Annotated in this window: 29 protein-coding genes; 15 read left to right on the top strand and 14 right to left on the bottom strand. The window is 61.9% G+C overall.

Annotation, left to right across the window (positions count from 1 at the left end; translation table 11 throughout):
- Window positions 1–179: 179 nt before the first annotated feature.
- The gene (aspS, locus tag NKJ78_RS01510) at window positions 180–2,078 is read right to left on the bottom strand and encodes an aspartate--tRNA ligase (RefSeq protein WP_023694913.1); all 1,899 of its coding nucleotides are present in this window, start codon (window positions 2,076–2,078) and stop codon (window positions 180–182) included.
- Between the two features lie 153 nt (window positions 2,079–2,231).
- Window positions 2,232–3,092, bottom strand: coding sequence for a LysR family transcriptional regulator (locus NKJ78_RS01505; RefSeq protein ID WP_352460142.1), 861 nt, complete (start codon window positions 3,090–3,092; stop codon window positions 2,232–2,234).
- Between the two features lie 94 nt (window positions 3,093–3,186).
- Here NKJ78_RS01505 and NKJ78_RS01500 point away from each other — a divergent pair, with 94 nt between their 5' ends.
- Entirely contained in the window at window positions 3,187–4,068 is an 882-nt protein-coding gene (locus NKJ78_RS01500; RefSeq protein WP_352460104.1) for a DMT family transporter, read from the top strand.
- 41 nt (window positions 4,069–4,109) lie between these two features.
- On the opposite strand, the gene NKJ78_RS01495 is transcribed toward NKJ78_RS01500, so the two are convergent.
- A complete protein-coding gene (locus NKJ78_RS01495) occupies window positions 4,110–4,868 on the bottom strand; it encodes a DeoR/GlpR family DNA-binding transcription regulator (protein ID WP_352460103.1) in 759 nt (252 codons plus the stop codon).
- Window positions 4,869–4,981: 113 nt separating this feature from the next.
- On the opposite strand from NKJ78_RS01495, the gene NKJ78_RS01490 reads away from it, so the two are divergent.
- From NKJ78_RS01490 to rnd, 3 genes are all read left to right on the top strand, one after another.
- A complete protein-coding gene (locus NKJ78_RS01490; RefSeq protein ID WP_352460102.1) occupies window positions 4,982–6,187 on the top strand; it encodes an MFS transporter in 1,206 nt (401 codons plus the stop codon).
- A 104-nt stretch (window positions 6,188–6,291) separates the two neighbouring features.
- Window positions 6,292–7,536 carry an MFS transporter gene (locus NKJ78_RS01485; protein ID WP_023682425.1) on the top strand — a complete coding sequence of 415 codons (1,245 nt, stop codon included), beginning with the start codon at window positions 6,292–6,294 and terminating at the stop codon, window positions 7,534–7,536.
- A 75-nt stretch (window positions 7,537–7,611) separates the two neighbouring features.
- On the top strand, window positions 7,612–8,763 hold the full coding sequence (gene rnd, locus NKJ78_RS01480) for a ribonuclease D (protein ID WP_352562373.1): 1,152 nt from the start codon (window positions 7,612–7,614) through the stop codon (window positions 8,761–8,763).
- Window positions 8,764–8,826: 63 nt separating this feature from the next.
- On the opposite strand, the gene NKJ78_RS01475 is transcribed toward rnd, so the two are convergent.
- The 5 genes from NKJ78_RS01475 to NKJ78_RS01455 form a co-directional block, all read right to left on the bottom strand.
- Complete coding sequence (locus NKJ78_RS01475) at window positions 8,827–9,246, bottom strand: MAPEG family protein (protein WP_352460101.1); 420 nt, start codon at window positions 9,244–9,246, stop codon at window positions 8,827–8,829.
- Window positions 9,247–9,268: 22 nt separating this feature from the next.
- Entirely contained in the window at window positions 9,269–9,838 is a 570-nt protein-coding gene (locus NKJ78_RS01470; protein ID WP_023673033.1) for a hypothetical protein, read from the bottom strand.
- A gap of 19 nt (window positions 9,839–9,857) precedes the next feature.
- The gene (gene guaB, locus NKJ78_RS01465) at window positions 9,858–11,360 is read right to left on the bottom strand and encodes an IMP dehydrogenase (RefSeq protein WP_023682429.1); all 1,503 of its coding nucleotides are present in this window, start codon (window positions 11,358–11,360) and stop codon (window positions 9,858–9,860) included.
- A gap of 142 nt (window positions 11,361–11,502) precedes the next feature.
- Window positions 11,503–11,958: a PIN domain-containing protein gene (locus NKJ78_RS01460; protein ID WP_023682430.1), complete on the bottom strand. Its 456-nt coding sequence runs from the start codon at window positions 11,956–11,958 to the stop codon at window positions 11,503–11,505.
- Window positions 11,955–12,200, bottom strand: coding sequence for a type II toxin-antitoxin system Phd/YefM family antitoxin (locus tag NKJ78_RS01455; protein WP_023673036.1), 246 nt, complete (start codon window positions 12,198–12,200; stop codon window positions 11,955–11,957). Before NKJ78_RS01455 ends, NKJ78_RS01460 begins: the two co-directional genes overlap by 4 nt.
- A 455-nt stretch (window positions 12,201–12,655) precedes the next feature.
- Between NKJ78_RS01455 and NKJ78_RS01450 the strand changes: the two genes are divergently transcribed.
- Together NKJ78_RS01450 and NKJ78_RS01445 are read left to right on the top strand one after the other, a co-directional pair.
- Window positions 12,656–12,898, top strand: coding sequence for a helix-turn-helix domain-containing protein (locus tag NKJ78_RS01450; protein WP_352562329.1), 243 nt, complete (start codon window positions 12,656–12,658; stop codon window positions 12,896–12,898).
- Window positions 12,899–12,973: 75 nt separating this feature from the next.
- Entirely contained in the window at window positions 12,974–13,909 is a 936-nt protein-coding gene (locus NKJ78_RS01445; RefSeq protein WP_352562328.1) for a hypothetical protein, read from the top strand.
- A gap of 7 nt (window positions 13,910–13,916) precedes the next feature.
- Here NKJ78_RS01445 and NKJ78_RS01440 read toward each other — a convergent pair whose 3' ends face one another.
- Genes NKJ78_RS01440 through NKJ78_RS01430 form a run of 3 tightly spaced genes read right to left on the bottom strand, consistent with a single transcriptional unit; the run spans window position 13,917 to window position 15,291 of the window.
- Window positions 13,917–14,180 (bottom strand): hypothetical protein, encoded by a 264-nt coding sequence (locus NKJ78_RS01440; RefSeq protein WP_352562327.1) that lies wholly within the window; start codon window positions 14,178–14,180, stop codon window positions 13,917–13,919.
- Window positions 14,177–14,779: a hypothetical protein gene (locus NKJ78_RS01435; RefSeq protein ID WP_352562326.1), complete on the bottom strand. Its 603-nt coding sequence runs from the start codon at window positions 14,777–14,779 to the stop codon at window positions 14,177–14,179. The genes NKJ78_RS01440 and NKJ78_RS01435 overlap by 4 nt, the downstream gene beginning before the upstream one ends.
- On the bottom strand, window positions 14,776–15,291 hold the full coding sequence (locus NKJ78_RS01430) for a hypothetical protein (protein ID WP_352562325.1): 516 nt from the start codon (window positions 15,289–15,291) through the stop codon (window positions 14,776–14,778). Before NKJ78_RS01430 ends, NKJ78_RS01435 begins: the two co-directional genes overlap by 4 nt.
- A 211-nt stretch (window positions 15,292–15,502) precedes the next feature.
- On the opposite strand from NKJ78_RS01430, the gene NKJ78_RS01425 reads away from it, so the two are divergent.
- From NKJ78_RS01425 to NKJ78_RS01385, 9 genes are all read left to right on the top strand, one after another.
- Window positions 15,503–15,796 (top strand): hypothetical protein, encoded by a 294-nt coding sequence (locus tag NKJ78_RS01425; RefSeq protein WP_352562324.1) that lies wholly within the window; start codon window positions 15,503–15,505, stop codon window positions 15,794–15,796.
- Entirely contained in the window at window positions 15,793–16,020 is a 228-nt protein-coding gene (locus NKJ78_RS01420; protein WP_352562323.1) for a hypothetical protein, read from the top strand. The genes NKJ78_RS01425 and NKJ78_RS01420 overlap by 4 nt, the downstream gene beginning before the upstream one ends.
- A 1-nt stretch (window position 16,021) precedes the next feature.
- On the top strand, window positions 16,022–16,498 hold the full coding sequence (locus tag NKJ78_RS01415) for an HK97 family phage prohead protease (protein WP_352562322.1): 477 nt from the start codon (window positions 16,022–16,024) through the stop codon (window positions 16,496–16,498).
- Window positions 16,495–16,806 (top strand): hypothetical protein, encoded by a 312-nt coding sequence (locus NKJ78_RS01410; protein WP_352562321.1) that lies wholly within the window; start codon window positions 16,495–16,497, stop codon window positions 16,804–16,806. The genes NKJ78_RS01415 and NKJ78_RS01410 overlap by 4 nt, the downstream gene beginning before the upstream one ends.
- Window positions 16,806–17,255, top strand: coding sequence for a hypothetical protein (locus tag NKJ78_RS01405; protein ID WP_352562320.1), 450 nt, complete (start codon window positions 16,806–16,808; stop codon window positions 17,253–17,255). Before NKJ78_RS01410 ends, NKJ78_RS01405 begins: the two co-directional genes overlap by 1 nt.
- A 27-nt stretch (window positions 17,256–17,282) precedes the next feature.
- The gene (locus NKJ78_RS01400) at window positions 17,283–17,513 is read left to right on the top strand and encodes a hypothetical protein (protein WP_352562319.1); all 231 of its coding nucleotides are present in this window, start codon (window positions 17,283–17,285) and stop codon (window positions 17,511–17,513) included.
- Window positions 17,510–17,719 (top strand): hypothetical protein, encoded by a 210-nt coding sequence (locus NKJ78_RS01395; RefSeq protein ID WP_352562318.1) that lies wholly within the window; start codon window positions 17,510–17,512, stop codon window positions 17,717–17,719. The genes NKJ78_RS01400 and NKJ78_RS01395 overlap by 4 nt, the downstream gene beginning before the upstream one ends.
- A gap of 461 nt (window positions 17,720–18,180) precedes the next feature.
- Window positions 18,181–18,630, top strand: a complete 450-nt coding sequence (locus NKJ78_RS01390) for a hypothetical protein (protein WP_352562317.1) — start codon at window positions 18,181–18,183, stop codon at window positions 18,628–18,630.
- A 254-nt stretch (window positions 18,631–18,884) separates the two neighbouring features.
- Complete coding sequence (locus tag NKJ78_RS01385) at window positions 18,885–19,394, top strand: hypothetical protein (RefSeq protein ID WP_352562316.1); 510 nt, start codon at window positions 18,885–18,887, stop codon at window positions 19,392–19,394.
- Between the two features lie 10 nt (window positions 19,395–19,404).
- On the opposite strand, the gene NKJ78_RS01380 is transcribed toward NKJ78_RS01385, so the two are convergent.
- The 3 genes from NKJ78_RS01380 to NKJ78_RS01370 form a co-directional block, all read right to left on the bottom strand.
- On the bottom strand, window positions 19,405–20,001 hold the full coding sequence (locus tag NKJ78_RS01380; protein ID WP_352562315.1) for a hypothetical protein: 597 nt from the start codon (window positions 19,999–20,001) through the stop codon (window positions 19,405–19,407).
- Between the two features lie 95 nt (window positions 20,002–20,096).
- Window positions 20,097–20,636: a hypothetical protein gene (locus NKJ78_RS01375; RefSeq protein WP_352562314.1), complete on the bottom strand. Its 540-nt coding sequence runs from the start codon at window positions 20,634–20,636 to the stop codon at window positions 20,097–20,099.
- A 69-nt stretch (window positions 20,637–20,705) separates the two neighbouring features.
- Window positions 20,706–21,137, bottom strand: coding sequence for a thermonuclease family protein (locus NKJ78_RS01370; protein WP_352562313.1), 432 nt, complete (start codon window positions 21,135–21,137; stop codon window positions 20,706–20,708).
- Window positions 21,138–21,208: the final 71 nt, after the last annotated feature.

Here is a 21,208-nt window from a genome sequence, read left to right as displayed (position 1 = left end):
GGCAGATGAGGGGCGGCGCCAACGCCTGCAAATTGTAGTTCGATGCTGAACCGATTGTCAGAAGGCGCCAACTGCTAAGGCCGTTCGCCAATCGCCTGCATGCGTGCTGCCCCTCATTGTCCTGCCGGACATTTCTCCCCGTATAGAGACGGGGAGAAAGGGCAGCTGCAACGCTGCCGTCAGTCCTTCTTCACTGCCGCGACACGCAGCGACAGATCACGCAACTGCTGCGGCGAGGCTTCCGAAGGCGCGTTCATCAACAAATCGTAGGCCTGCTGGTTCATCGGGAACATGGTGATCTCGCGCAGGTTCTTGGCCCCGACCAGCAGCATGACCACGCGGTCGACACCGGCCGCCATGCCGCCATGCGGCGGCGCGCCATACTGGAAGGCGCGATAGAGGCCGCCGAAGCGCTCCTCGACCGTGGCGCGGTCCAGCCCGACCGTCTCAAACGCCTTGACCATGGTCTCGGGCAAATGGTTGCGGATACCGCCAGAGGCGATCTCGAAGCCGTTGCAGACCATGTCGTACTGGAAGGCCTTGATGCCGAGCAGGTCGTCGCCGTTGAGCGCGTCGATGCCGCCTTGCGGCATCGAGAACGGGTTGTGGGCGAAGTCGATCTTCTTTTCCTCCTCGCTCCATTCGAAGAACGGGAAGTCGACGATCCAGCACAATTCGAAGCGCTCGCGGTCGACAAGGTTCAGTTCTTCGCCGGCACGCGTACGCGCGGCACCGGCGAAGGTGACGAACTTCTTCGGATCGCCGGCGACGAAGAAGGCGGCGTCACCCGCTCCGAGTCCCAACTGCTTACGAATTGCCTCCGTTCGCTCTTGCCCAATATTTTTTGCTAGCGGCCCGGCACCTTCAAAGCCAGACGGATTATCCTTACGCCATTGCTCAATTTTCGCGGCCGCCTGAGCAAATTTGGCATTCTCAACGGCATCCCCCTTGTCATCAAACTGCTCGTATCCGAGGTCTTCGAGAGACGGTTGGCCACGCCAGAAGATGTAACCCAGGCCCGGCTGGCCCTCGCCTTGCGCCCACGAGTTCATTCGGTCGCAGAAGGCGCGGCTGCCGCCGGTCTTGGCGGGAATGCCCCACACTTCGGCCTTGGGATCGTTGGCCAGGATGTTGGCGAACACCTTGAAGCCGGAATCGCGGAAATGATCGGACACGGCTTGCATCTCGATCGGGTTGCGCAGGTCCGGCTTGTCGGAGCCGTATTTGCGCATCGCGACATCGTAAGGGATGCGCTGGAATGTCTGCGTCACCGGCTTGCCGTTGGCGAAGGTCTCGAAGACGCCCCGCATCACCGGTTCCATGGTCGACAGCACGTCGTCCTGCTCGACGAAGCTCATTTCGAGGTCGAGCTGGTAGAATTCGCCGGGCAGACGGTCGGCGCGCGGGTCTTCGTCGCGGAAGCAGGGCGCGATCTGGAAATAGCGGTCGAAGCCGGAGACCATGATCAGCTGCTTGTACTGCTGCGGCGCCTGCGGCAGCGCGTAGAAGGTGCCGGGATGGATGCGCGAGGGCACCAGGAAGTCGCGCGCGCCTTCCGGCGACGAGGCCGTCAGGATCGGCGTCGAGAATTCGGTGAAGCCGACATCGGTCATGCGCTTGCGCATCTCGGCGATGATCTTGGTGCGCGCCACGATGTTCCTGTGCAGCGTCTCGCGGCGCAGGTCGAGGAAGCGATACTTCAGGCGGATGTCCTCGGGATAGTCCGGCTCGCCGAACACGGGCAGCGGCAGTTCCTTGGCCGCCGACAGCACTTCGATCTCGCGGGCAAAGATCTCGATCTCGCCGGTCGGCAGGTTGGCGTTGGTGGTGTCCGGCAGACGCGCCTTGACCTCGCCGTCGACGCGGATGACCCATTCGCCACGCAGCGTCTCGGCGACCTTGAAGGCGGGCGAATCCGGATCGGCGACGATCTGGGTCAAGCCGTAATGGTCACGCAGATCGATGAACAGCAGGCCGCCGTGGTCGCGCACGCGATGCACCCAGCCCGACAGGCGAACCGAAGAGCCGACATCGCTCTTTCTCAACTGGGCACAGGTGTGGCTGCGGTAACGATGCATTGTCATGTCAAAATTCCGGGGTGCTGAGTTGTGGCCCGAGCATCAAAGCCCGGTCCAAAATTTGCGCGAAAAGCGCATGGGAGGCCGGATTTGTCAAGGCAAGCCGGGTTTGGTTGAGATCTTGGCCCTCTTTCGGCTTTCAACCGTTCCGGGCTAGGAGCCCAGGGCAGATTGGCGGAGGCGCTGCGCAAGATGATTGATGACCAATGAAGCGCCGGCGGAGGACGTTGCGGCGCGATGAAGGCGTATCTCCGCCCCCGGCAATGGCGGCACATAACGGCCGGGATTGATACCGCGCAGGCCCGGCGCCAGCATGCTGCCTTTGACCACGGTGATCGCGAGGCCCTGCCCGACGATTGCTTCCGTAGCAGCCAGGCTCGGGCTGACATAGGCCAACCGCCAGGGACGGCCGGCTTTGTCGAGCGCCTCGATGGCCCAGGCGCGAAACAGGCAATCGGGATAGGACAGCGCGACGGGCAGCGGATCGAGCTCTTCGACGGCACGGGTGGAGGCGGCCGCCCAGATCGCACGCTCGCGGCATATCAGATCGCCCTCGGAGGTACCTTCCGGGTGCATGGCGATGACGGCGTCGAAAGATGAGCCGAGGCGTTTGAGCAGCAAGGCGGTGAGACCGATCTCCATGTCGACCTGCACGAGCGGAAATCGCTGGGCAATATCGGCAAGCAGGCTTGGCAGGATTTTGGTGCCATAGTCTTCCATCACCCCGATGCGAACGTGCCCGGCCACACGCTGATTGGAAACGCGTGCTATCGCCTGCTCGTTGAGGGCAAGGATACGGCGGGCATCGGTCAAAAACCCCTCCCCGGCCGCGGTTAGTTCAACCCGAGCGGTCGAGCGGCGAAACAGCGCGGCGTCGAGGCGTTCCTCAAGGCGCTTCACCTGCAGGCTGACGGCTGCCTGCGTTCGATTGAGCTGTTCGGCGGCGCGCGTGAACGAGAGCCGGTCGGCAACGACGATGAAAGCGCGCAGCAGTTCGGGATCCAGGGTGTTCATAGCCAAGCATTATCAAACTCATTGCACTTATTCGATTCCTTTCGACCCGCCTGCCCGATATCGCTGGCGCCGAACTGGCCAGGTTGGGACAAGAATGGAAATTCTGGGCGTGCTGGCGGCGATTCTTTCTAGCGCTCTTGGCGGCACCGCTGTCGGCGCAACCCGATATCTCGCCGGTACGCTCGATCCGATTACCATCGGCGCGGTGCGGTTCAGCGGCGGCTTTCTGGTTCTGGCCGCAGTGGCGCTCTGGCGGCGGGACAAATGGCCTGCGAAGAGCGACTGGCTTGGCGCCGGCGCCCTGGGCCTGCTGTTCTTCGGCCTGTTTCCGGTGCTCTTCAATGGCGCCCTTGTCTACACCACGGCGGCGCGCGGTGCGCTGGCGCTTTCGACACTGCCGCTGCTCACCATGCTTGCCGGCGCGGTTCTGCGGATCGAGCCGCCTACCATGCGCAAGATCGTCGGCGTCCTGATCGCCATGGCGGGGGTGGCCGTCGCGCTCGGCACCAGCCTGGCGACTGCTCCCGCAGGCGCATGGCGCGGCGACCTCATCATGGTCGCGGCGGCGTTCTGCATGGCGCTCTACAGCGTCTGGTCACGACCATTCCTGTCGCGCACCACGCCGATCCCGTTCGTGGCGTTCGGCATGGGCGTGGGGGCCACCTGCCTGTCGGTGATTGCCGCCTCGAACGGCGGCCTGGCGCGGCTTGCGACGCTCAATGCACCGCAATGGATCGCGAGCGGATATCTCGCCATCGTCTGCGGTGCCTTCATTTTCTTCCTGTGGGGGTTCGCGCTCGGGCGCGCCGCGCCGACACTGGTTGCCGTCTCGGTCGCGGTCAATCCGGTGACGGCGTCGATCTTCGCCGTCGTCGTCCTGGGCGAACAGGTCGGCGCGAACCTGCTTGTCGGGCTCGTGGCGGTGCTGACTGGAATAGCAATCGCATCGGGAGCCACCAGAAGATTCGGCCTGTGACGGTCAGCCTCTTGCGTGAACAGCCCGCGCACGGCGCTACTTCAAGCGAAGTGGATTTCAGCGACCTGGCGTTCGAAGTCGGCGAGGATCGCGGCCGGCGCGGTCTTTTCGACCACGAGGTGGCGGATCGCCTCTGGCCTGGCGACCCGGTAGGGTGCGGCTGTGGCTAGTTTGTCGTTGGTTACAGCGATGACGATGCCTGCGCTGTTCTTGGCCATCGCCCGCTTTACCTCGGCCTCAGCCGAATCGAAGGCCGTGACGCCGCGCGACGCATCGAGGCCGCAGGATCCGAGAACAAACAAGTCCGCGCCAAGCTGCGCGACGGCGGCAAGCGTGTCGGCGCCGACGCAGGCGCCGAGATGGCGGTCGAACCGGCCTCCCAGCACAATCAGCTCGATCAGGGCGTGGTCTGACAGCACCGAGGCGATTTCGAGCGAATTGGTGGCGACGGTCAGATCGATGTCGCGCGGGATGGCCCTGGCGATCGCGGCATTGGTCGAGCCGCTGTCGATGAACAGGGTCTGTCCGCGCGAAAGCAGTGCCACGGTCGCGCGGGCCAGCCGCGTCTTTTCTTCGACCGCATGGCCGGCGCGCAGGCCGACCGGCGTGGCCGCGAAGGGTGCGGCCGCGACCGCGCCGCCATAGACGCGGCGGCACTGCCCGGCCTTGGCCAACTCCCTGAGGTCGCGGCGAACCGTGTCTTCCGAAACGCCGAAGCGGCCTGCCAGCTCGCCGGCCAGCACCCTTCCCTCGACGGCCAGGCGATCGCGAATAATTTGATGCCGCTCATCGGTCAGCATTGCATGATCCTGTTTTTTTCCATGCACGTTCTTGCACGATTTGCATGTTTGTGCAAGATGTCGGCATGTCAAACAGTGACAACCGTCGACTCTCTTGCCTTGAAAGCATCTTCATGACCTTTGGCCTCCGCCTCGCTCCGCAACACCGGGTCTACGCCGGCTTTGCGATCTATTCGTTCGCCATGGGTCAAATCTTCCCGCGGCTGCCCGACATCAAGCACGCCATGGGCATCGGGGACGGCACGCTCGGGCTAAGCCTGATCGGGACGCCAATCGGCACCTTGACCGCGCTAACGCTGGCGGCGCCGATCCTGGAGCGCATCGGCTTCCGCCGCGCGCTGCTCGGGCTGGTGCCGCTTTTGTCGGTTGTCTTTGCCATTGCCGTGCATGCGCCTGGGCCGCTTGCGCTGTTCCTGATGCTGTTTCCGGTCGGCCTGATGATCGGCAGCGTCGAGATCATTCTCAACGTCGAGGCCGACAGAACCGAATTCCTGCTCAAGCGCCGGATCATGAACCGGGCGCATTCGTTCTGGAGCATTGGCTTTTTCGGCGCTGGCCTGTTCGGCGCCGCGCTTGCGCATCTCGGCATATCGCCGCAACTGCACCTGGCCATTGTCGTACCGATGGTGGCGACAGGAATCGCGCTGTTTCTCGGCGGTTACGAACCGGCGCCGAGCCGCTTCGCCGGCAATGACGAGACGGCGCCAACGCTGGCGCGGCCGACGCTGCCGATCCTCGTCCTCGTCGCGGTGACACTGTCGGCGATGCTGATGGAAGGCGCCAGCATCGACTGGTCGGCAATCTACATGCGCACCGTGTTCGATGCGGGCCCTTTCGTCGCCGGCTTCACAGTGGCGCTGTTTGCATTCTCGCAAGCGAGCACGCGCTTCTTTGCCGACTCCTTTGTCGACCGCCACTCGCCGAGCGTCGTGGCGCGGGTGCTGCTGGCGACGATGGCGGTGGGCGTGCTGCTCGTCTTCTTCTCGCCTGCCCCGCTCGTATCGATGCTGGGCTTTGCGCTACTTGGCATCGGCAGCAGCGTGCTCTTTCCGCTGGCGATCTCGGCGGCAGCCCAGCGGACGGACCGCTCCGCGACGATCAATGTCGCGGCGCTGTCGCAGATTTCCTTCGTCGCCTTCCTGCTCGGCCCGCCGCTGCTCGGTTTCGTCTCCGACCATTGGGGCATCCGCTCGGCCTTCGGTATCGGCATCCCGTTCATCATGCTCAGCCTGCTGACCGCCGGCTCGCTTGGCCGAAGGGCTGCCCGGGGCAAGCCTGCGCCGGCGAGCGAAGCTTTGGCGAGGGCCGACGGAGCTTGAACGGCCGCACCTGAAGCCACACACCTGTTGGCGGCGGGACAAGCCACTGGCATTGGCCACACCGATGGTTCAGAACTGTGGAGCCACCCAAGCAACGGTTCCGTATGTCCTCCATCCGCCCGCTGATCCCGCTCCTCATCGCCGCCGGCATCCTGCTTGGCGGCAACGGGCTGCAGGGCACGCTGATCGCGTTGCGCGGCGCGCAGGAAGGGTTTTCGGCCTCCGACATCGGCCTGATGGGCACGTTCTATTTCGCCGGCTTCCTGCTTGGTTGCCTCGCAGTCACCCGCATCCTCAAGGCAGTCGGCCATGTCCGGACGTTTTCAGCGCTCGCCGCCATCGCCGCTGCCAGTACGCTGCTCCTGGTGCTGGTGATCGACCCGGTGATGTGGTGCGCGGTGCGCTTTGCCGGCGGTTTCTGCTTTGCCGGCCTGTTCACCGTCATGGAAGCGTGGCTGAACTCCGGCGTCGAAAACAAGGATCGTGCGCGGGTGCTCGCCGTCTACCGCATGGTCGATATCGGCTCGGTAACCGGCGCGCAGTTCCTGATCCCGATCTTCGGCCCCGGCGGCTTTGCCATCTTCGCCATCATGTCGATGATGATCACGCTGTCGCTGGTTCCGGTGTCGCTCGGCGACCGCTCCAACCCGACGCCGCCGGAAGACGTCAAGCTCGATCTCGCCCGCGTCTGGCGGATTTCGCCGCTCGGCTGCTTCGGCTGCATCTGCGTCGGCGTCACCAACAGCGCGTTCCGCACGCTGTCGCCGGTCTATGCCGAGCAGATCGGCATGTCGGTGGCCGATGTCGTCACCTTCGTCAGCGTCGGCATTTTCGGCGGCGCCCTTATCCAGTATCCGCTGGGCTACCTCTCCGACCGCTGGGATCGGCGCGCGGTGCTTCTGGCCACGACATGCGGCGCCATGTTCGCGGCGCTGGCGCTGGTCTTCGTCGCCGGCGCCGATCCGACCCTCAATTTGATCATCGTCTTCATCTTCGGCAGCTTCGCCATGCCGCTCTATTCGCTGTCGGCGGCGCATTCCAACGACCGCGCCGACAAGGGCGAGTTCGTGCTGATCAATGCCGCCTTGATGCTGTTCTATTCCTTCGGCGCCATCGGTGGCCCCTTCGCGGCCTCGACGGCCATGCAATATTTCGGACCGGGCGCCCTGTTTGTCTTCAGCGCAGTCGTCTACGCCACCCTCATCGCCATCATTCTCTACCGCATGCAGGTGCGCGGCAGCGTGCCGGCGGGCAAGCGCAGCCGCTTCACGGCCCTGCTGCGCACATCGACCGTCTTCGCGCGGCTGGCGCGCAGAAATGGCGATTCCGACGGATCGGCCGATACTTGACCGAAGGGCGGCTTGACGAAAGCGCCCATGGCTGAAATTGAAAGAGAACCTTACCCGTTACTAAAAAGCGATTTGATGCACGTCATCACCACCCAAAATGAGCTCGAGTCCGTTCTCGCCGCTTTTGAAAAGTCGGATTTCGTCACCGTTGACACCGAATTCATCCGCGAAACGACATTCTGGCCGATTCTGTGCCTGATCCAGATGGCGGCGCCCGGCGTGACCGCGCTGATCGACCCGCTGGCGCCCGACATCAACCTCGCCCCGTTCTTCCGGCTGATGGCCAATGAGGCGGTGGTCAAGGTTTTCCATGCCGCGCGCCAGGACATTGAAATCATCGTCCATCTCGGCGACCTGGTGCCGCATCCGGTGTTCGACACCCAGGTCGCGGCCATGGTCTGCGGCTTCGGCGACAGCGTCTCCTACGATCAGCTGGTGCAGCGCATCACCGGCGCACGGCTCGACAAATCCTCGCGTTTCACCGACTGGCGCCACCGGCCGCTGTCGGACAAGCAGCTCGACTATGCGCTGGCCGACGTCACCCATCTGATCGACGTCTACAAGCACCTCAGCGCCGAACTGCAGCGGGAAAACCGCGCCCATTGGCTGAACGAGGAAATGGAGGTGCTGACTTCGCGCGAGACCTACGATCCGCACCCCGAAGACGCCTGGAAGCGGCTGAAGATGCGGCTGCGCAAGCCGCAGGAGCTGGCGATCGTGCAGACGGTGGCGGCATGGCGCGAACGCGAGGCGCGCGAGCGTGACGTGCCGCGCGGCCGGGTGCTCAAGGACGACGCCATATACGAGGTCGCCCAGCAGGCGCCGCGCGATGCGGCAGCCCTTGGCAAGCTGCGCACCACGCCGAAAGGCTGGGAACGGTCATCGACGGCAACGGCGCTGCTCGGCGCGGTCAACACGGCGCTCGCTTTGCCCCGCGAAGAAATGCCGAAGCTGCCCAAGAGCTTTCAGCCGCCCGAGGGCTCCAATGCCGCCTCCGAGCTGTTGAAAGTGCTGTTGCGGATCGTCGCCGAGAAGGAAGGCGTCGCCTCGAAAGTGCTGGCGTCCAGCGACGACATCGACCGCATCGCCGCCGAGGGCGAGGATGCCGACGTGCCGGCCCTGCAGGGCTGGCGACGCGCCGTGTTCGGCGAAGCCGCACTGAAGCTGGTGCGCGGCGAAATCGGCATCAAGTTCGACAAGCGCAAGATCGCGGTGTTCGATTTGTAGACCCCCACCCCGCTCCGCTGCGCGGAGCGACCCTCCCCACAAGGGGGAGGGTAAACAACTGCCCTACACCGCTCCGAGCAGGTGCAGCGCGAACCATATCCATGCCAGCAAGAGAATGATCGCGCCGACGTAGAAGGCGCGGCTGCGAAACCGCAGATTGTTGCTGGTGAGGTGGACCCAGGCGTGGCCATAGCGGGAAATCACGAAAATCCACATCAAGGCCAGGGTCAGATAATTGACGCCATTGGTCGCGCGCAGCGCCAGGCACAGCACATAGAACAGCACCGGCAGTTCGAACTGGTTGATGAGATTGTTGGCAACCGTGACGCTCGACCCGGGCTCGGTCGTGCGCACCTTGTATTGACCGACCTTGGCCTCGCCCGATTTGACCGCGCCGTAGCGGCGCCGGCCCATCACGACATAGACGATATAGACGAGGAACACCTGCGCCAGCATCGGCCAGAAAATCGCGGTCTGGCTCATGGCGTTGCCCCTGCTCTGTCGTTCATGCCTGTGGACGCCGCTGGGCGGCAAGGATCAAAAACGCGATGACGATGACGGGGATCGCCAGCAGCGCGAATTTGGTGACGATCAGCGACGAGGCGAAAGACAGAGAATCCGGGTTGGCCGACAGCGCATCGGACAGAAGCCGCGCCACCGCAATGTTCTGGGCGTAGTCGGCGCACGTGTAGGGCAGCACGATGACCAGCGCGAACAGTGCCTGAAGCTGCACCGGCATGGCACGAAAACTCTTCAGCCGCCGCCCGGTTGCCAGGATCAGGCTGACCATGGTCAGCGACAGCAGCGCCGGGAAGAGAAGGTCGAAAGTCAAATAGTGCCAGACCAGGATGATCTCGCTGCCGCGCCGGCCGAGTGCCGTCAGCCAGGCCATGCCCTCGTCGGGCGTGAACCCGCCAAGGCGCACGTCGAGCGACGGCAGGCCACCGCTCAGCCGGCGGAAATAGAAGAATTCCAGCAGCGTCATGATGATGAAAACCGCCGCGGCGGCAAAGCACAGCGCGCCGGCATGGCGCGCCAGCCGCAGCACGATCGTCGCCTGGTGGCGCCAGAGCATGTACCGCTCTGGCTGCCGGTCAGGCTCCGCCAGGATAGTTCGGGCTTTCGCGGGTAATCGTGACGTCATGGGCGTGGCTTTCACGAAGTCCGGCGTTGGATATGCGCACAAAGGTGGCGCGTTCGCGAAAATCGGCAAGGTCGCGGCCACCGACATAACCCATAGCGGCTTTTAGCCCGCCCGCAAGCTGGTGCAGCACGCCAGACGCAGGTCCCTTGTAGGGCACCTGCCCTTCAATGCCTTCCGGGACCAGTTTCAGCGTGTCGCGAACCTCGGCCTGGAAGTAGCGATCGGCCGAGCCGCGCGCCATGGCGCCGACAGAGCCCATGCCGCGATAGGCCTTGAAGGAGCGGCCCTGATGCAGATAGACCTCGCCCGGGCTTTCGTCGGTGCCGGCCAGCAGCGAACCGATCATGGCCGCACCGGCGCCGGCGGCAAGCGCCTTGGCCAGGTCACCCGAATATTTGATGCCGCCGTCGGCGACGACCGACACGCCTGATCTATGCGCCGTCTCGACCGCCGACATGATCGCCGAAAGCTGCGGCACGCCGACGCCGGCGACGATGCGCGTGGTGCAGATCGAGCCCGGGCCGATGCCGACCTTGACGGCATCGGCGCCGGCGTCGATCAGCGCCTGCGTGCCTTCGGCGGTGGCGACGTTGCCGGCCAGGATGCGGACGGAATTGGAAAGCTTCTTGGCCCGCGTCACCGCATCGAGCACGCGCTGCGAATGGCCATGCGCGGTGTCGATGACCAGGAGGTCGACACCGGCATCGATCAACCGCTCGGCGCGCTCGAAGCCGTCATCGCCGACGCTGGTGGCTGCCGCCGCCCGCAGGCGCCCCTGCGCATCCTTGGTGGCGTGCGGGTTGAGCTGCGACTTCTCGATGTCCTTGACGGTGATCAGGCCGACGCAATTGCCGGACTTGTCCACGACGACGAGCTTTTCGATGCGGTGCTGATGCAGCAGCCGCTTGGCCTCGTCCTGGTCGACATTCTCCTTGACCGTGATCAGGTTCTCACGGGTCATCAATTCGTAGACTTTCTGCCCCGGATCGGAGGCGAAGCGCACGTCGCGGTTGGTCAGGATGCCGACGAGGCGGCCGATCTTCTGGCCGCCGGTGCCGCCATTCTCGACCACCGGAATGCCCGAGATGGAATAGGTGCGCATCAGCGCCAGCGCGTCGGCCAGGGTGGCGTCGGGGCCGATGGTGACCGGATTGATGACCATGCCCGATTCGAACTTCTTGACCTGACGCACCTGCTCGGCCTGTTCGGCCGGCGAGAAATTGCGGTGGATGACGCCGATGCCGCCGGCCTGCGCCATGGCGATGGCAAGCCTCGCCTCGGTGACGGTGTCCATGGCGGCCGACAGGATCGGCACGTTGAGGTCGATGTCGGTGGCGATGCGGGTGCGGATGTCGGTCTCACCGGGCATGACCTCGGAATGACCGGGCTGCAACAGCACGTCGTCAAAGGTCAGCGCCAGCGCGCCGGTGGACGTTTCGATGATTTTTGCCATGGCCAGTCCTCGGATACGAAAAGCGCCGGGAGAATACAAAAAAGCGCTGGACCGAAATGGACAGCGCCGACTCGTTTCTTCCCTTTCAGGATTGGCGCTGGCTGGTAACACGTCGCGGCGTGGTTGAAAAGCCGGTCGTGGCCTATTCGGCGGACTTGCCCAACAGGGCATCGAGCAAGACATGGCGCGGTGACCCGAAAGGATTGACGACCGTTACGCCGCCCCAGGTGAAGCCGTCCTGCAGATCTTCCGACAGCAGCAGCCGGCAACCGGTTTGCGAGGCAACAGACAGGATGGTCGCATCCCAGATGCCGAAATGGTGATCGGTCGCAAGATCAGCCGCGACCGTCATCACCTCCGGCGTCGTGCCGACAACCGGAAACGCGTCGCGCCAGCTCAACAGGGCGTCGCGCGCTTGTGCACGTGATCGTCCGGCCTTGCGTGTGAGAACGGTGAACAATTCGCCGAGCACTTGGACTGGAATGACGGCTGCCTCTTGCGCAATGTCGTGCAGCAGGCCGAAAACGATGTCGCGCTTCTCGGCTCCGTTGATCCCCTCGGCATAAACAAGGATGTTGGTATCGAGCGCGACCTTCACCGCTCGTCCTCGTAAAGCTCGTCGCGGCTCCAGCGCCCGGCTTCTACAACAGGCTGGCGTTCGAGGCGCGACAGCAGCGCTGTGCGCGAACGAGACGCCGCAGGGTCGGGCTGCCCTGCAGGCACGATCCGCGCCACGGGGCGCCCATGGCTGGTCACGACATAGCTCTGTCCTTCGCGGACACCGCGCAGGAGGAGCGAGAATTTGCGGTTGGCGTCGGCTGCGGAAACGGCTTCTTCCATGGCATTGTCCATATAGTAGTTATATTCACTACAGCATAGTGAACCCGGTCAATTTTCGCAAGTTCATTCAATGTGGCGAAACGCAGCGACGCCTCTTGTCCGCCCATGGTCGCACAAAAGTGACAGCAAATTAATGCGACATCGCGCCTGAGGCGTGATAACCGCCCGTTTGTATCGGCTTGCCCGCCTTTTCATTGTTTGGATTGGCCGGCAGGCACATTTAGACCAGTTCGGACGCGTTCGTTGAACCGCATCATTCCGCTCATTCTGGCGGTCGCCTTGTTCATGGAAAACATGCAGAGGTCATGGTCTGTGCGGATTTGTGCACCCTCCCCCAGCGCATTTCATAAGATTTTTCATAAGACGCGAACTGACGCTTGCAGGCGGTCAATCGACACCTTGACGGAAATACCGCGTCGACCCCACGATGTCGCACAACCTAACAGGGCATCGCCATGGAACGTTTATCGACGGAGCAGACTTATCTGATGCTCGGCCTAGGGCATCGCAACTCACTGCGCTCGCGTATCAAATCAGGCGAGTTGACGCCCATCGTTGACAAGGGCCGCAACTACTATGATCGGGCCGAGGTCGAGCGCTACCTGGCGAAGAAGGCGGGCACCGCACCAACCATCTTCACGACGCCCAGCGAGACGATGCTGACGACAGGGGAACCGGAAGGCGGGTGGCCTGTCTAATCGCGCCCCGTGTGGCAACCTTGCGGCATATCATGCCCGTTCGTATGATCGCCCTCTTGAGGGGATCAGCATCACATGACAGCAGACCACGACGTTAAGCAGGCCAACCGCATCGCCGCTGCCCTCAGAAAAGTCGAGCAGGACATACCTGCCCATGTGCGGGAGGAGCTTGAACCGATAGGGGAACGACTTCGTGCCTTGGGCGGGAACGACAGCAGAAATGCCGTCGAAACAGGCAAGACACTGAACCTCGCAGCGAGCAAGCTCAAGGCCGAAAAAGGGTTCATGGCGTGGTGCGTCGTGAAGCGGCCGGATGACTCGCACTCGCAGATCATCAACCTCCGAAAGGCGGCGGACATTTGCGAGGCGTTCCAATTCACAAACTTTGCGAATCTGACCCCGTCGTCGCTCTACCTGCTCGGTGCTCGGGGCAAGAACGATTCTATGGTGCAAAGGATCATTCAGCGTGCGCGCAGTGAGAAGGTGCAGCACAAAACAGTTCAACAGGCGCTCAAGGACGGTATCCCCAAACCGCCAGAACCCGACAAGAAGAAGGAACCGTCGACCAAACACATCATGACGCGCAAGGAGCTTGAGAAGTTTGCCGAAATGTTGGGCGAGTATCTGAAAGCATGGGAACACTACGGTTCCATGATCGTCGCGGTGAAGGAGAAGGGTCTCGACTTACACGCGTCTGTTCTCGGTATGAAGGGTTGGATGGAGATCATCAATGTTGTCGAGAAGCTAGAACCGATTGACGACAGGCGAAGTCAGGACGAGTTGCGCGACCAGAAATTGAATGAGTACCTGGCAGACGCGTATAGGCGCGAACTTGAGGCCGCGCGTGACCTGCTTGCGAGACATAAAAGACAGGAACCGTACCGTCTTGCCATGAGGGCCGCTAAGGCCTCACCTGATAAAGGGCAAGGTTTCATACTTGAACCGAAGTTCGACCCATATGACGCGGCAGAGGATGCCGCTGGGATTATGCCTGCTGAACCTGACGCTTAGGCGGCCCTCACCAGAAGGCGATCAGTCGCGCTAACACGCCCTGCTTCTTCGGGCGCGCTTTCACGAGGCCGAGGAAGGGCGAAACGTCGGCGGCCTTGATCGCACAGCGACGCTGCAACTCTTCCTCGGTGAGTCTCACCTCAGCTTGCCGCGCTTCCTTTTCGACCTGCAATCGAATGGCACGGGCCGCAAGGGCGCGGGTGTGCGCTTCCCATGCTGTCATTCCTAGCGGGATGTTCGAATGAACCTCGCCAATACGTATGCCGCTCATAAACCCCTCCACGATTTGCTTGTCTCGTTCGCCCATGAACGCGGCCCCCTGAACTGCGCAGTTGCCTCGCGAGGCCCGCCGCGCAGCTTCGCCATGTGTGCCTCGACCACCGCAAGTTCGGCCTCAAGCACGTCTGCTGGCGTATGGGGTACGACGGGGGCAGCTCCCGTATTTTCTGCCCCCGCCGCATACGGCACCTCATGCACCGTAATAGATTGCGCCTGCGCCTCGAACACACGCTGAACCACAATGGGTGCCTCTGGCGCATCGACCAGAACGGCAACGTCTTCACGAACCCGAACAGCGCCAACCTCAAGCGACTCGCCGTCGATCTCGACAAGGTACCGCTCCCCTGTGGCAAGCACTTCGCGCTGTAGCTCGATGGTGTCAGGTTCAACGCCTGCCTTGAGGAACTTGCCGCAGGGGATGGCGATCATGCGAATGAAGTGCTTGCTAAGGGTCGGTACGAGCAGCGTGCCGTCGTGAAGCTCAACGCTGAAGTCGTCGGGCGCGCCTTCGTCGTCACCCATCGGAACAAACTGCTTTTCAAGGCGGCGCTCTTGCGCATCTATCCGAGCTTGTACGTCGGCGATCCTCATGCGGCCTCGCCATCGCGGGTTGCGACGCTAAGGCCTGTTAGCTCACGCTTCGGGCCTGACACCCGCCCATCGATGATCTTGCCCGCTTGATCGGTGAGCGCCTTTTCGAGGCGCTGGTTCTGCGTCAGCAACAAATTGATCTGTGCCGCCTGATCCCCATTGATGACGCCGAGCACAACGTCGAGATCCTTTTTGGTGATGCTGCCATTGGCGAACAGTTGAAGGGCCGCCGCCCTGCGCCCCTCGACAGGTTGCTCCAGCAACGCTTCGACCGCCTCGGGGTCGCCCTGAAACGCGTCGTCGGCGTCAAGGCGCGCCAGTTCGACAAGGGCCGTGCTCGCCTTCAATCGTATGTCTGGCAGCGGGCATTCATTCGACAGTTCAGCAAGCTGTGTGACGGCCTTTTTCAGGTGTTCACGAGCAAGCTCGCCTAGCGTTTTCTCCTCGGGAATGCCGGCAGCAGTACGCGCTAGTTTGCGCCAACGTTCGATCTGGGCTCGGGTGGGTGACATCGAGAATGCCCCTGTGGCAACGTGTATTCGTCATGAATAACGCGAAACTGTACAGTTGAACAGGGGTTCTGTGCGAATCTATATTGACATTTTTACGCTGCGCGTGAATGATGCGCAGTAACGTCGTGCTCACACCCTGGTGGTGTCCAATATCGACGCCGAAGTCCAAGCCCAGGCGGCGCGGCATCCTTTCCCAATCGGATGCCGAACAATGGCCAAACTCATCTTCAAATCAGGCGCACGTGCTCACCTTCGACGGGCGTTGCTTGAAGACGGCCCTGTCACCAAAGCGAATGTGGAAGGCGTGCTCGATCTCGTCGCGTCGTGCCCGCAGCTATTCGCCAAAGACGCATCCAACTTCGAAGAGAATGACGACGACGCGGACGAGTTCCTGCGCCTGTCACGCTCCCCGTCCCATGAGGACCGCGAGGATTTTTTGGACCGGTTCAAGGAACTCGCTCGAAGCATTGAGCAACTCGGCAGAGACATTCGGAGACTGAAATGAGGATCACCGACGAGCAGGCCCGCATCGAGTTGGCACGCATCAAGCGCGAGGGCGCAGGCGGCCCGCCGCAACCCGATCCCCTCGCAGGTTCGCTCGATCAGATTCAGAAGAGTCTGAAGATGAAGGCCGATCTGGCGGCCGCTCAGGCAGCGAGTTCGACGGGGGATTACGCTTTCGATGATGCCCGCGAGCGCGCCTACAAGAACGCCGACTGGAACCGCTGACATGTTCCTAATCAAGGGCCTCGCGTCAACGCCAACGGTCGACACCGAGAGTCATCTCGTCGCGCTGAAGTCGTTGGTTTGGACCAAGGGCCTTGTTCCCCTGCTGTACGATCACGATGAGAAACAAGTCGCAGGCCGCATTCTCGATCTGGCGTGGAGCGATGCTGGCCTGCTGATCACCTGCGAGGCTGAAAACAAGTACGCGAACCAACCAGCGTTCAGCGTGCGCTTCGCCGTTCGCGAGCATGAAATCATCGGCCTTGGCGCGTCGGCATATGCGCTCGTGAAGCGCGCCGTATTGCGGGAGGTCTCGCTCGTGTCGCGGCCCGCCTGTCAGGGGGCGCTTGTGACGTCCTGCGAGAAGATCAAACCCGCTGAGGTCGAGGCCGTCAAGGACTGGAACGACTTCGCCGAACGCAGCGCGCAGCGCAAGGTCGCGTTGAACCTGCTGCTCGCCGAAATGAGGGCAGGCGCATGAAGATCAACGTCGCACCCCCAATGCGCAACCCCATTCGCCCAGCGGACGAAAGTATGTCCGTCATGCCGAAATGGGAACGCTCCGACGTGATGCACAGGGGCACCAACGCGGACGAGCTTGACAGGTCGCAACTCGACTGGATGGCGAACGGTCTACCAGATCAAGAACCCGTCACCGCGACGACGGGCGCGCCGACCATCGCCAATCACCACCCATCGGCACCCGACCAGACGGCATCAGGGTTCGCGATCACGGCCGACGCACCCGCCACCAACATGAAACCGAACAAGAAACAGGGACGCAAATAATGTTCACGTCACACGATCTTCGGAAGGCGCTTATCGAGTCCGGTTGGCCTGCTGCGGCAATCGCCAAGGGCGCGAAGATTCCCGAGAACGTCGCCATCAATTTTCTCGAAGGCACCCGCGACATCGCGGCGGGCGATATGGCGCGTCTCGACACCTGGGCCGCCATTCACACGGGGACAACAAGCACAGGGAAGCAGACCTTCACACGCTACCCCGGCCCGGCGATCCCAATGGGCACAATCATCGCCCCCGATGCTCGCACCCTGCCGTGTGGCCCATGGTACGCGGACAACGCCCCGCTCCCGACGCTGACGGTCACGGATGAAGACGTGACGCTCGCGAACCTCGCGAAGCTTCGGCACGGCGATGTGACGGGGGTCGGCAAGAACATTCAGGCGGACAAGGTGATCGCCGGCGAGCAAATCGTGAAGAAGGCGAAGGCGGCCTAACACGCCCCTGTGGCACAGGAAGCGACCATGGCAGACAACCCGTTCAAACCCGTCAGCAATTTCATGGTCGGCAACCGTCGTGCGACGGTCGAAGATTACGACAACTGGATACAGAACTCGGCCGATGATTTGGCGCGCCTCATGGTCGAGCGCGTCAAGTTCATGCACCCGAATGTTGATATCGGCGACGAGGCATACAACTGCGCCATACGTTCAATCGTGCTGAACCTCATGCCCGCGCAAGGGGGCAAGCAATGAGCAAAGCGGGCCAGCACATGCGCGACATCCTGCACCGTCAACAGCAGGACGAACGTGACGAGGAAGCGAAGGTGCAGCGCACGCTGTCGAAACGCAGCGCGACATACGTCGGTCGCGGGCATTCGCACGACAGGCCCGAGGTGCAATCGAACGATACGACGGCGGCCAGGTTCTTTCGCGCCTTCTCGAAAGGCGATTTGAAATGATCCGCCACCCAAGAACCTTCCTCGTGAGTGAACTGTGGACCAGCGGCCCGAGCACCGGGTTCCTGCCGTATCCGCGCCGCATGTCGTCCACCCAGTTTCGGTGGTTGGTACGCGGCACCTTCGGTCGGAGATGATGCCATGACGCTGCAATGTGATCCGCGCAAATGCTCGAACCCGTCAACGCCCCTGCTCGACACGGTGCAACCCGCGACGGTACGCGGCCCCGATGGCAAGGTGATTGCAGCATGAGTATGCGCTGGTCGCACGGCGAAGGAATGACCAACGTCGTGGCGACACGGCCCCCGCCTGCGGAGCTTCGATGCTACGTGTGCCACAGGGGGCCGGATCAAGTTGCGCTCGAAATCGCAACGCTCGAACCGCGCCAGTTCAAATGCGATCCGACGACGCCGAATTGCGAGCGTTCGGTGCGGCATGCCAAAACGCGCAGGAGCAAGCGTTGAATGGCAAATCAACCGCTCAAACTGAACACCCAAACTGTGCAGGTCAACGCAGCGACTGCCGAGATGGGCCGCATAATGAAGGTCGAGAAATCCGACCGCGAGCTTTCGGCAGCGCGCGCCCTCAACGCCAACCCGTCGCTTGAAGATCGGTCCACACGCGCATCGACCATTCAGTCGGCCCTTGGCACCGTCGGCACCAATCTCGAAACGAGCGTTGCCGCAGGGGGCACACAGGCAGCGGCCTCGATCCTCGGCGCGGGCACAGGGTTCGGTGATGTCGCAGCGGGCATTCTCGCCGCAGCAGGTGGCAGGTTCGGTGACGCGGCCGCCGCGCGTATTGCCAACGCAGCAGCAAACATATCCGTCAACGTACGCCAACCAGGTGCAGGGCCGAATGTTGGGCACCAAGGCATCGAGGGCGATGGCGGGGGCGGCATAGGATCGAGATAAGGAATCGTCGCACCGCTGCCAAGGCGATGCGATGAAGGGGGCGGCCGATTGAAAGATTGCGGTTCCCGAATCTATCCTGTGGCGGGTTCATACGCCGCAGGTGTTGCGAACCCCCACGCCATTGCGGTCGGCGTGGGGGTTTCGCGGTGCGGGGGTATGTTATGCGCGTCGAAGTCACCGAACGCGCCCACGGGTTCCCTGTGATCAGTACGCGCCCTATCGTGCACCGATTTCGATTCTAGGGGGAGATGCACATGAGCAAACCAAACACGCCATCCGAGTTCTATGAAGCGATCGGCCTCGCCGTAACGCAATGGAGCCGGGTTGAGGATGCCTTCTGTGATGTTTTTTGCCGTCTCGTTCTCTGCGCAATCTCCGGCAAAGGCACAGGGAACCCGACAGGCGAAGGGTACTTCATTCTCGGCAACGTGTTCTATTCGTCGACCAATTTTCGTGGGCGAATGGAAATTATGGATCACATGGTTGGTCGTCTTGTTTTAAAAGAACCGGCCCTTCTCGCGGAGTGGAATCGGATCAAGAACAAGGCCAGTGTGCTTTACGCCCGGCGGAACGTCCTCGCCCATGGCACCGTTTGGGGAAGCCAAGAGCCCGAAACTATCCGGTACTCGATCTTTGATTCTAAAGCCCGGCAAGAGATGGATTACACGAGGATCTGCGCCGCCACCCCGTCATTCTCTCGCTTCGCGGAACGCATTACTGCGTTCGCGATTGCCGTGAACGCTCATTTAGCTGGCCGCGTGTGAAGGGACTAGGTCAGCCCGACGCGGTGGGTGCAGACTTCTCCAAATCCCTAAGCAGTTTCTCCAATTTGTCAGGCCATGGGAACTCGGCATCGTCCAACCAGTTAGGATGCGGCTCCACGCCAACACCGTTTGAATGAAACGGCATGCCAAGCCATATCTCCGCCTGCAACATATTGTTTCCAAGCTCGTACAGCCAATCCGTGGTGATGGACTTAGGTGGGGAAATCTTGACCTGCGGGTCAGTCCACGTCTCGGCCTTGATGAGAATAACGGCGTCTTCACTAGGCGAGTAGCCGTAAGGTAGGTCGTGGATGAGCCGGTTACGATCACCATTTAGTAACGCAACCTCTCGCCGGATGACCTCAAGCTTGGCCCTGTCATTAGTCGTCGTCGTTCTGAGAGGTATGAGCCGCTCTAGCATGTCGAGTCGAGTCCCGAGACTCTTCACAGGCGAGAGCAAAGCAATCAGCGCACTGTGGTCCAGTCCCGCCAGATGGCCGATTGCTAGGTTGACTGCCCTGTCCATCTGCGTCTGCCGCACATCAACGAAGCCAAGGGCAGGCAGGAAATGCTCAGGAACTAATGTACCGGGAACGGATAGAACCATGCCAGACCCCCTCAAAGCCTCAGTCATCAAGCACGCGGGCTAACCAAAGTAGCATCGAATGCCGCGCCTGTACGAATCTGATTACGGTCGATCTGCTATTCCCAATTGTCAGGGACCTCGATTCCGAGACGGCGAAACGCGTTGTGGATAGTGTCCTTCGGTAACACTCCAAGGGGTTTCCAAAGGAAGAGGCCGAAAGCAACGGATAGGCGAATGCATCTGAAGCTTGCACGTTCGATGTCCTTGAGACTGACCTCCTTCTTTTCAACACCCTTCAAGTTTGGCCGCTCCTGTCGGGTAAGGACAATAGTTGCGGCTCCGAACTCGGGTTCCATCATCTGTAAGGCGGTGCCGTGGATGCACCAATTGCGGTCGGCCAATACGATGTGCATCTCGTCAGCAATCTCCGCAGCGTATTCGCCTGCGTGCGTCAGATGCGACGCCTTTTGGACTGCTTGCCTGAAGAATCTAATTTTGTCACCGGCGTTCAACGGGATTTTGGGCCGAAGAGTGGAACCGCCATGTGTGGTAAAGAGCGACGAGACACACTTATCTAGGCCGAGTTCTGCCAGCGCCCAAGTCATCGCCAACTTACCGATAGCGGACTCAAACTGAGTAAGATCTTTTCTGTCCATGCTTGAGCACCCCCTCGACAGGATATACTATTTCAGATTGAGGGAAGAAGCCCATTCAAACCGTCGACTTCATGGGCACCAATGGGATAGGCGTTCCACCTTCGCATCGCGACCTGGGTGCCACACGAGCGCGTACCCATCATGCAGCATCACGTCGCCAACATCGACGCCGCCAGCGAAGACATGCGCTAGAGTGCGCCCATAGGAATCGCCTGACCCGTCAGCGTTGAGGCCCGGGATGAACGTCACCTCCCCTGTGGCAAGCAACGCCTTCATCCTGTCGCGCGCAGCAACGGCCAGGTCGCGCTCATGATCACAGCGCGGATGGACGAACTCGGGCGAGTCCACACCGAGGAGACGAATGCGAACCCGGTCTGCCACGATGGTGTCACCGTCGATGACATACACGCTTGCCGCAGCGTGCGGTGCAGGGTCGAGAGGGCTCGCCAATCCAGACGCCCCCGCGGCAAGCGCTGCCACTGCGATGGTAAGCGCAAGCATGATGACTGCATTGCCACCGTGCCCTGATCCTCGGATAGTTTCCGAAACCCTTTGAGACTGTCGCATGCTAG

This window comes from Mesorhizobium sp. M0037, from assembly GCF_040323635.1.
Classification (GTDB): Bacteria; Pseudomonadota; Alphaproteobacteria; order Rhizobiales; family Rhizobiaceae; genus Mesorhizobium.
This window is presented reverse-complemented; position numbering and strand designations above follow the sequence as displayed.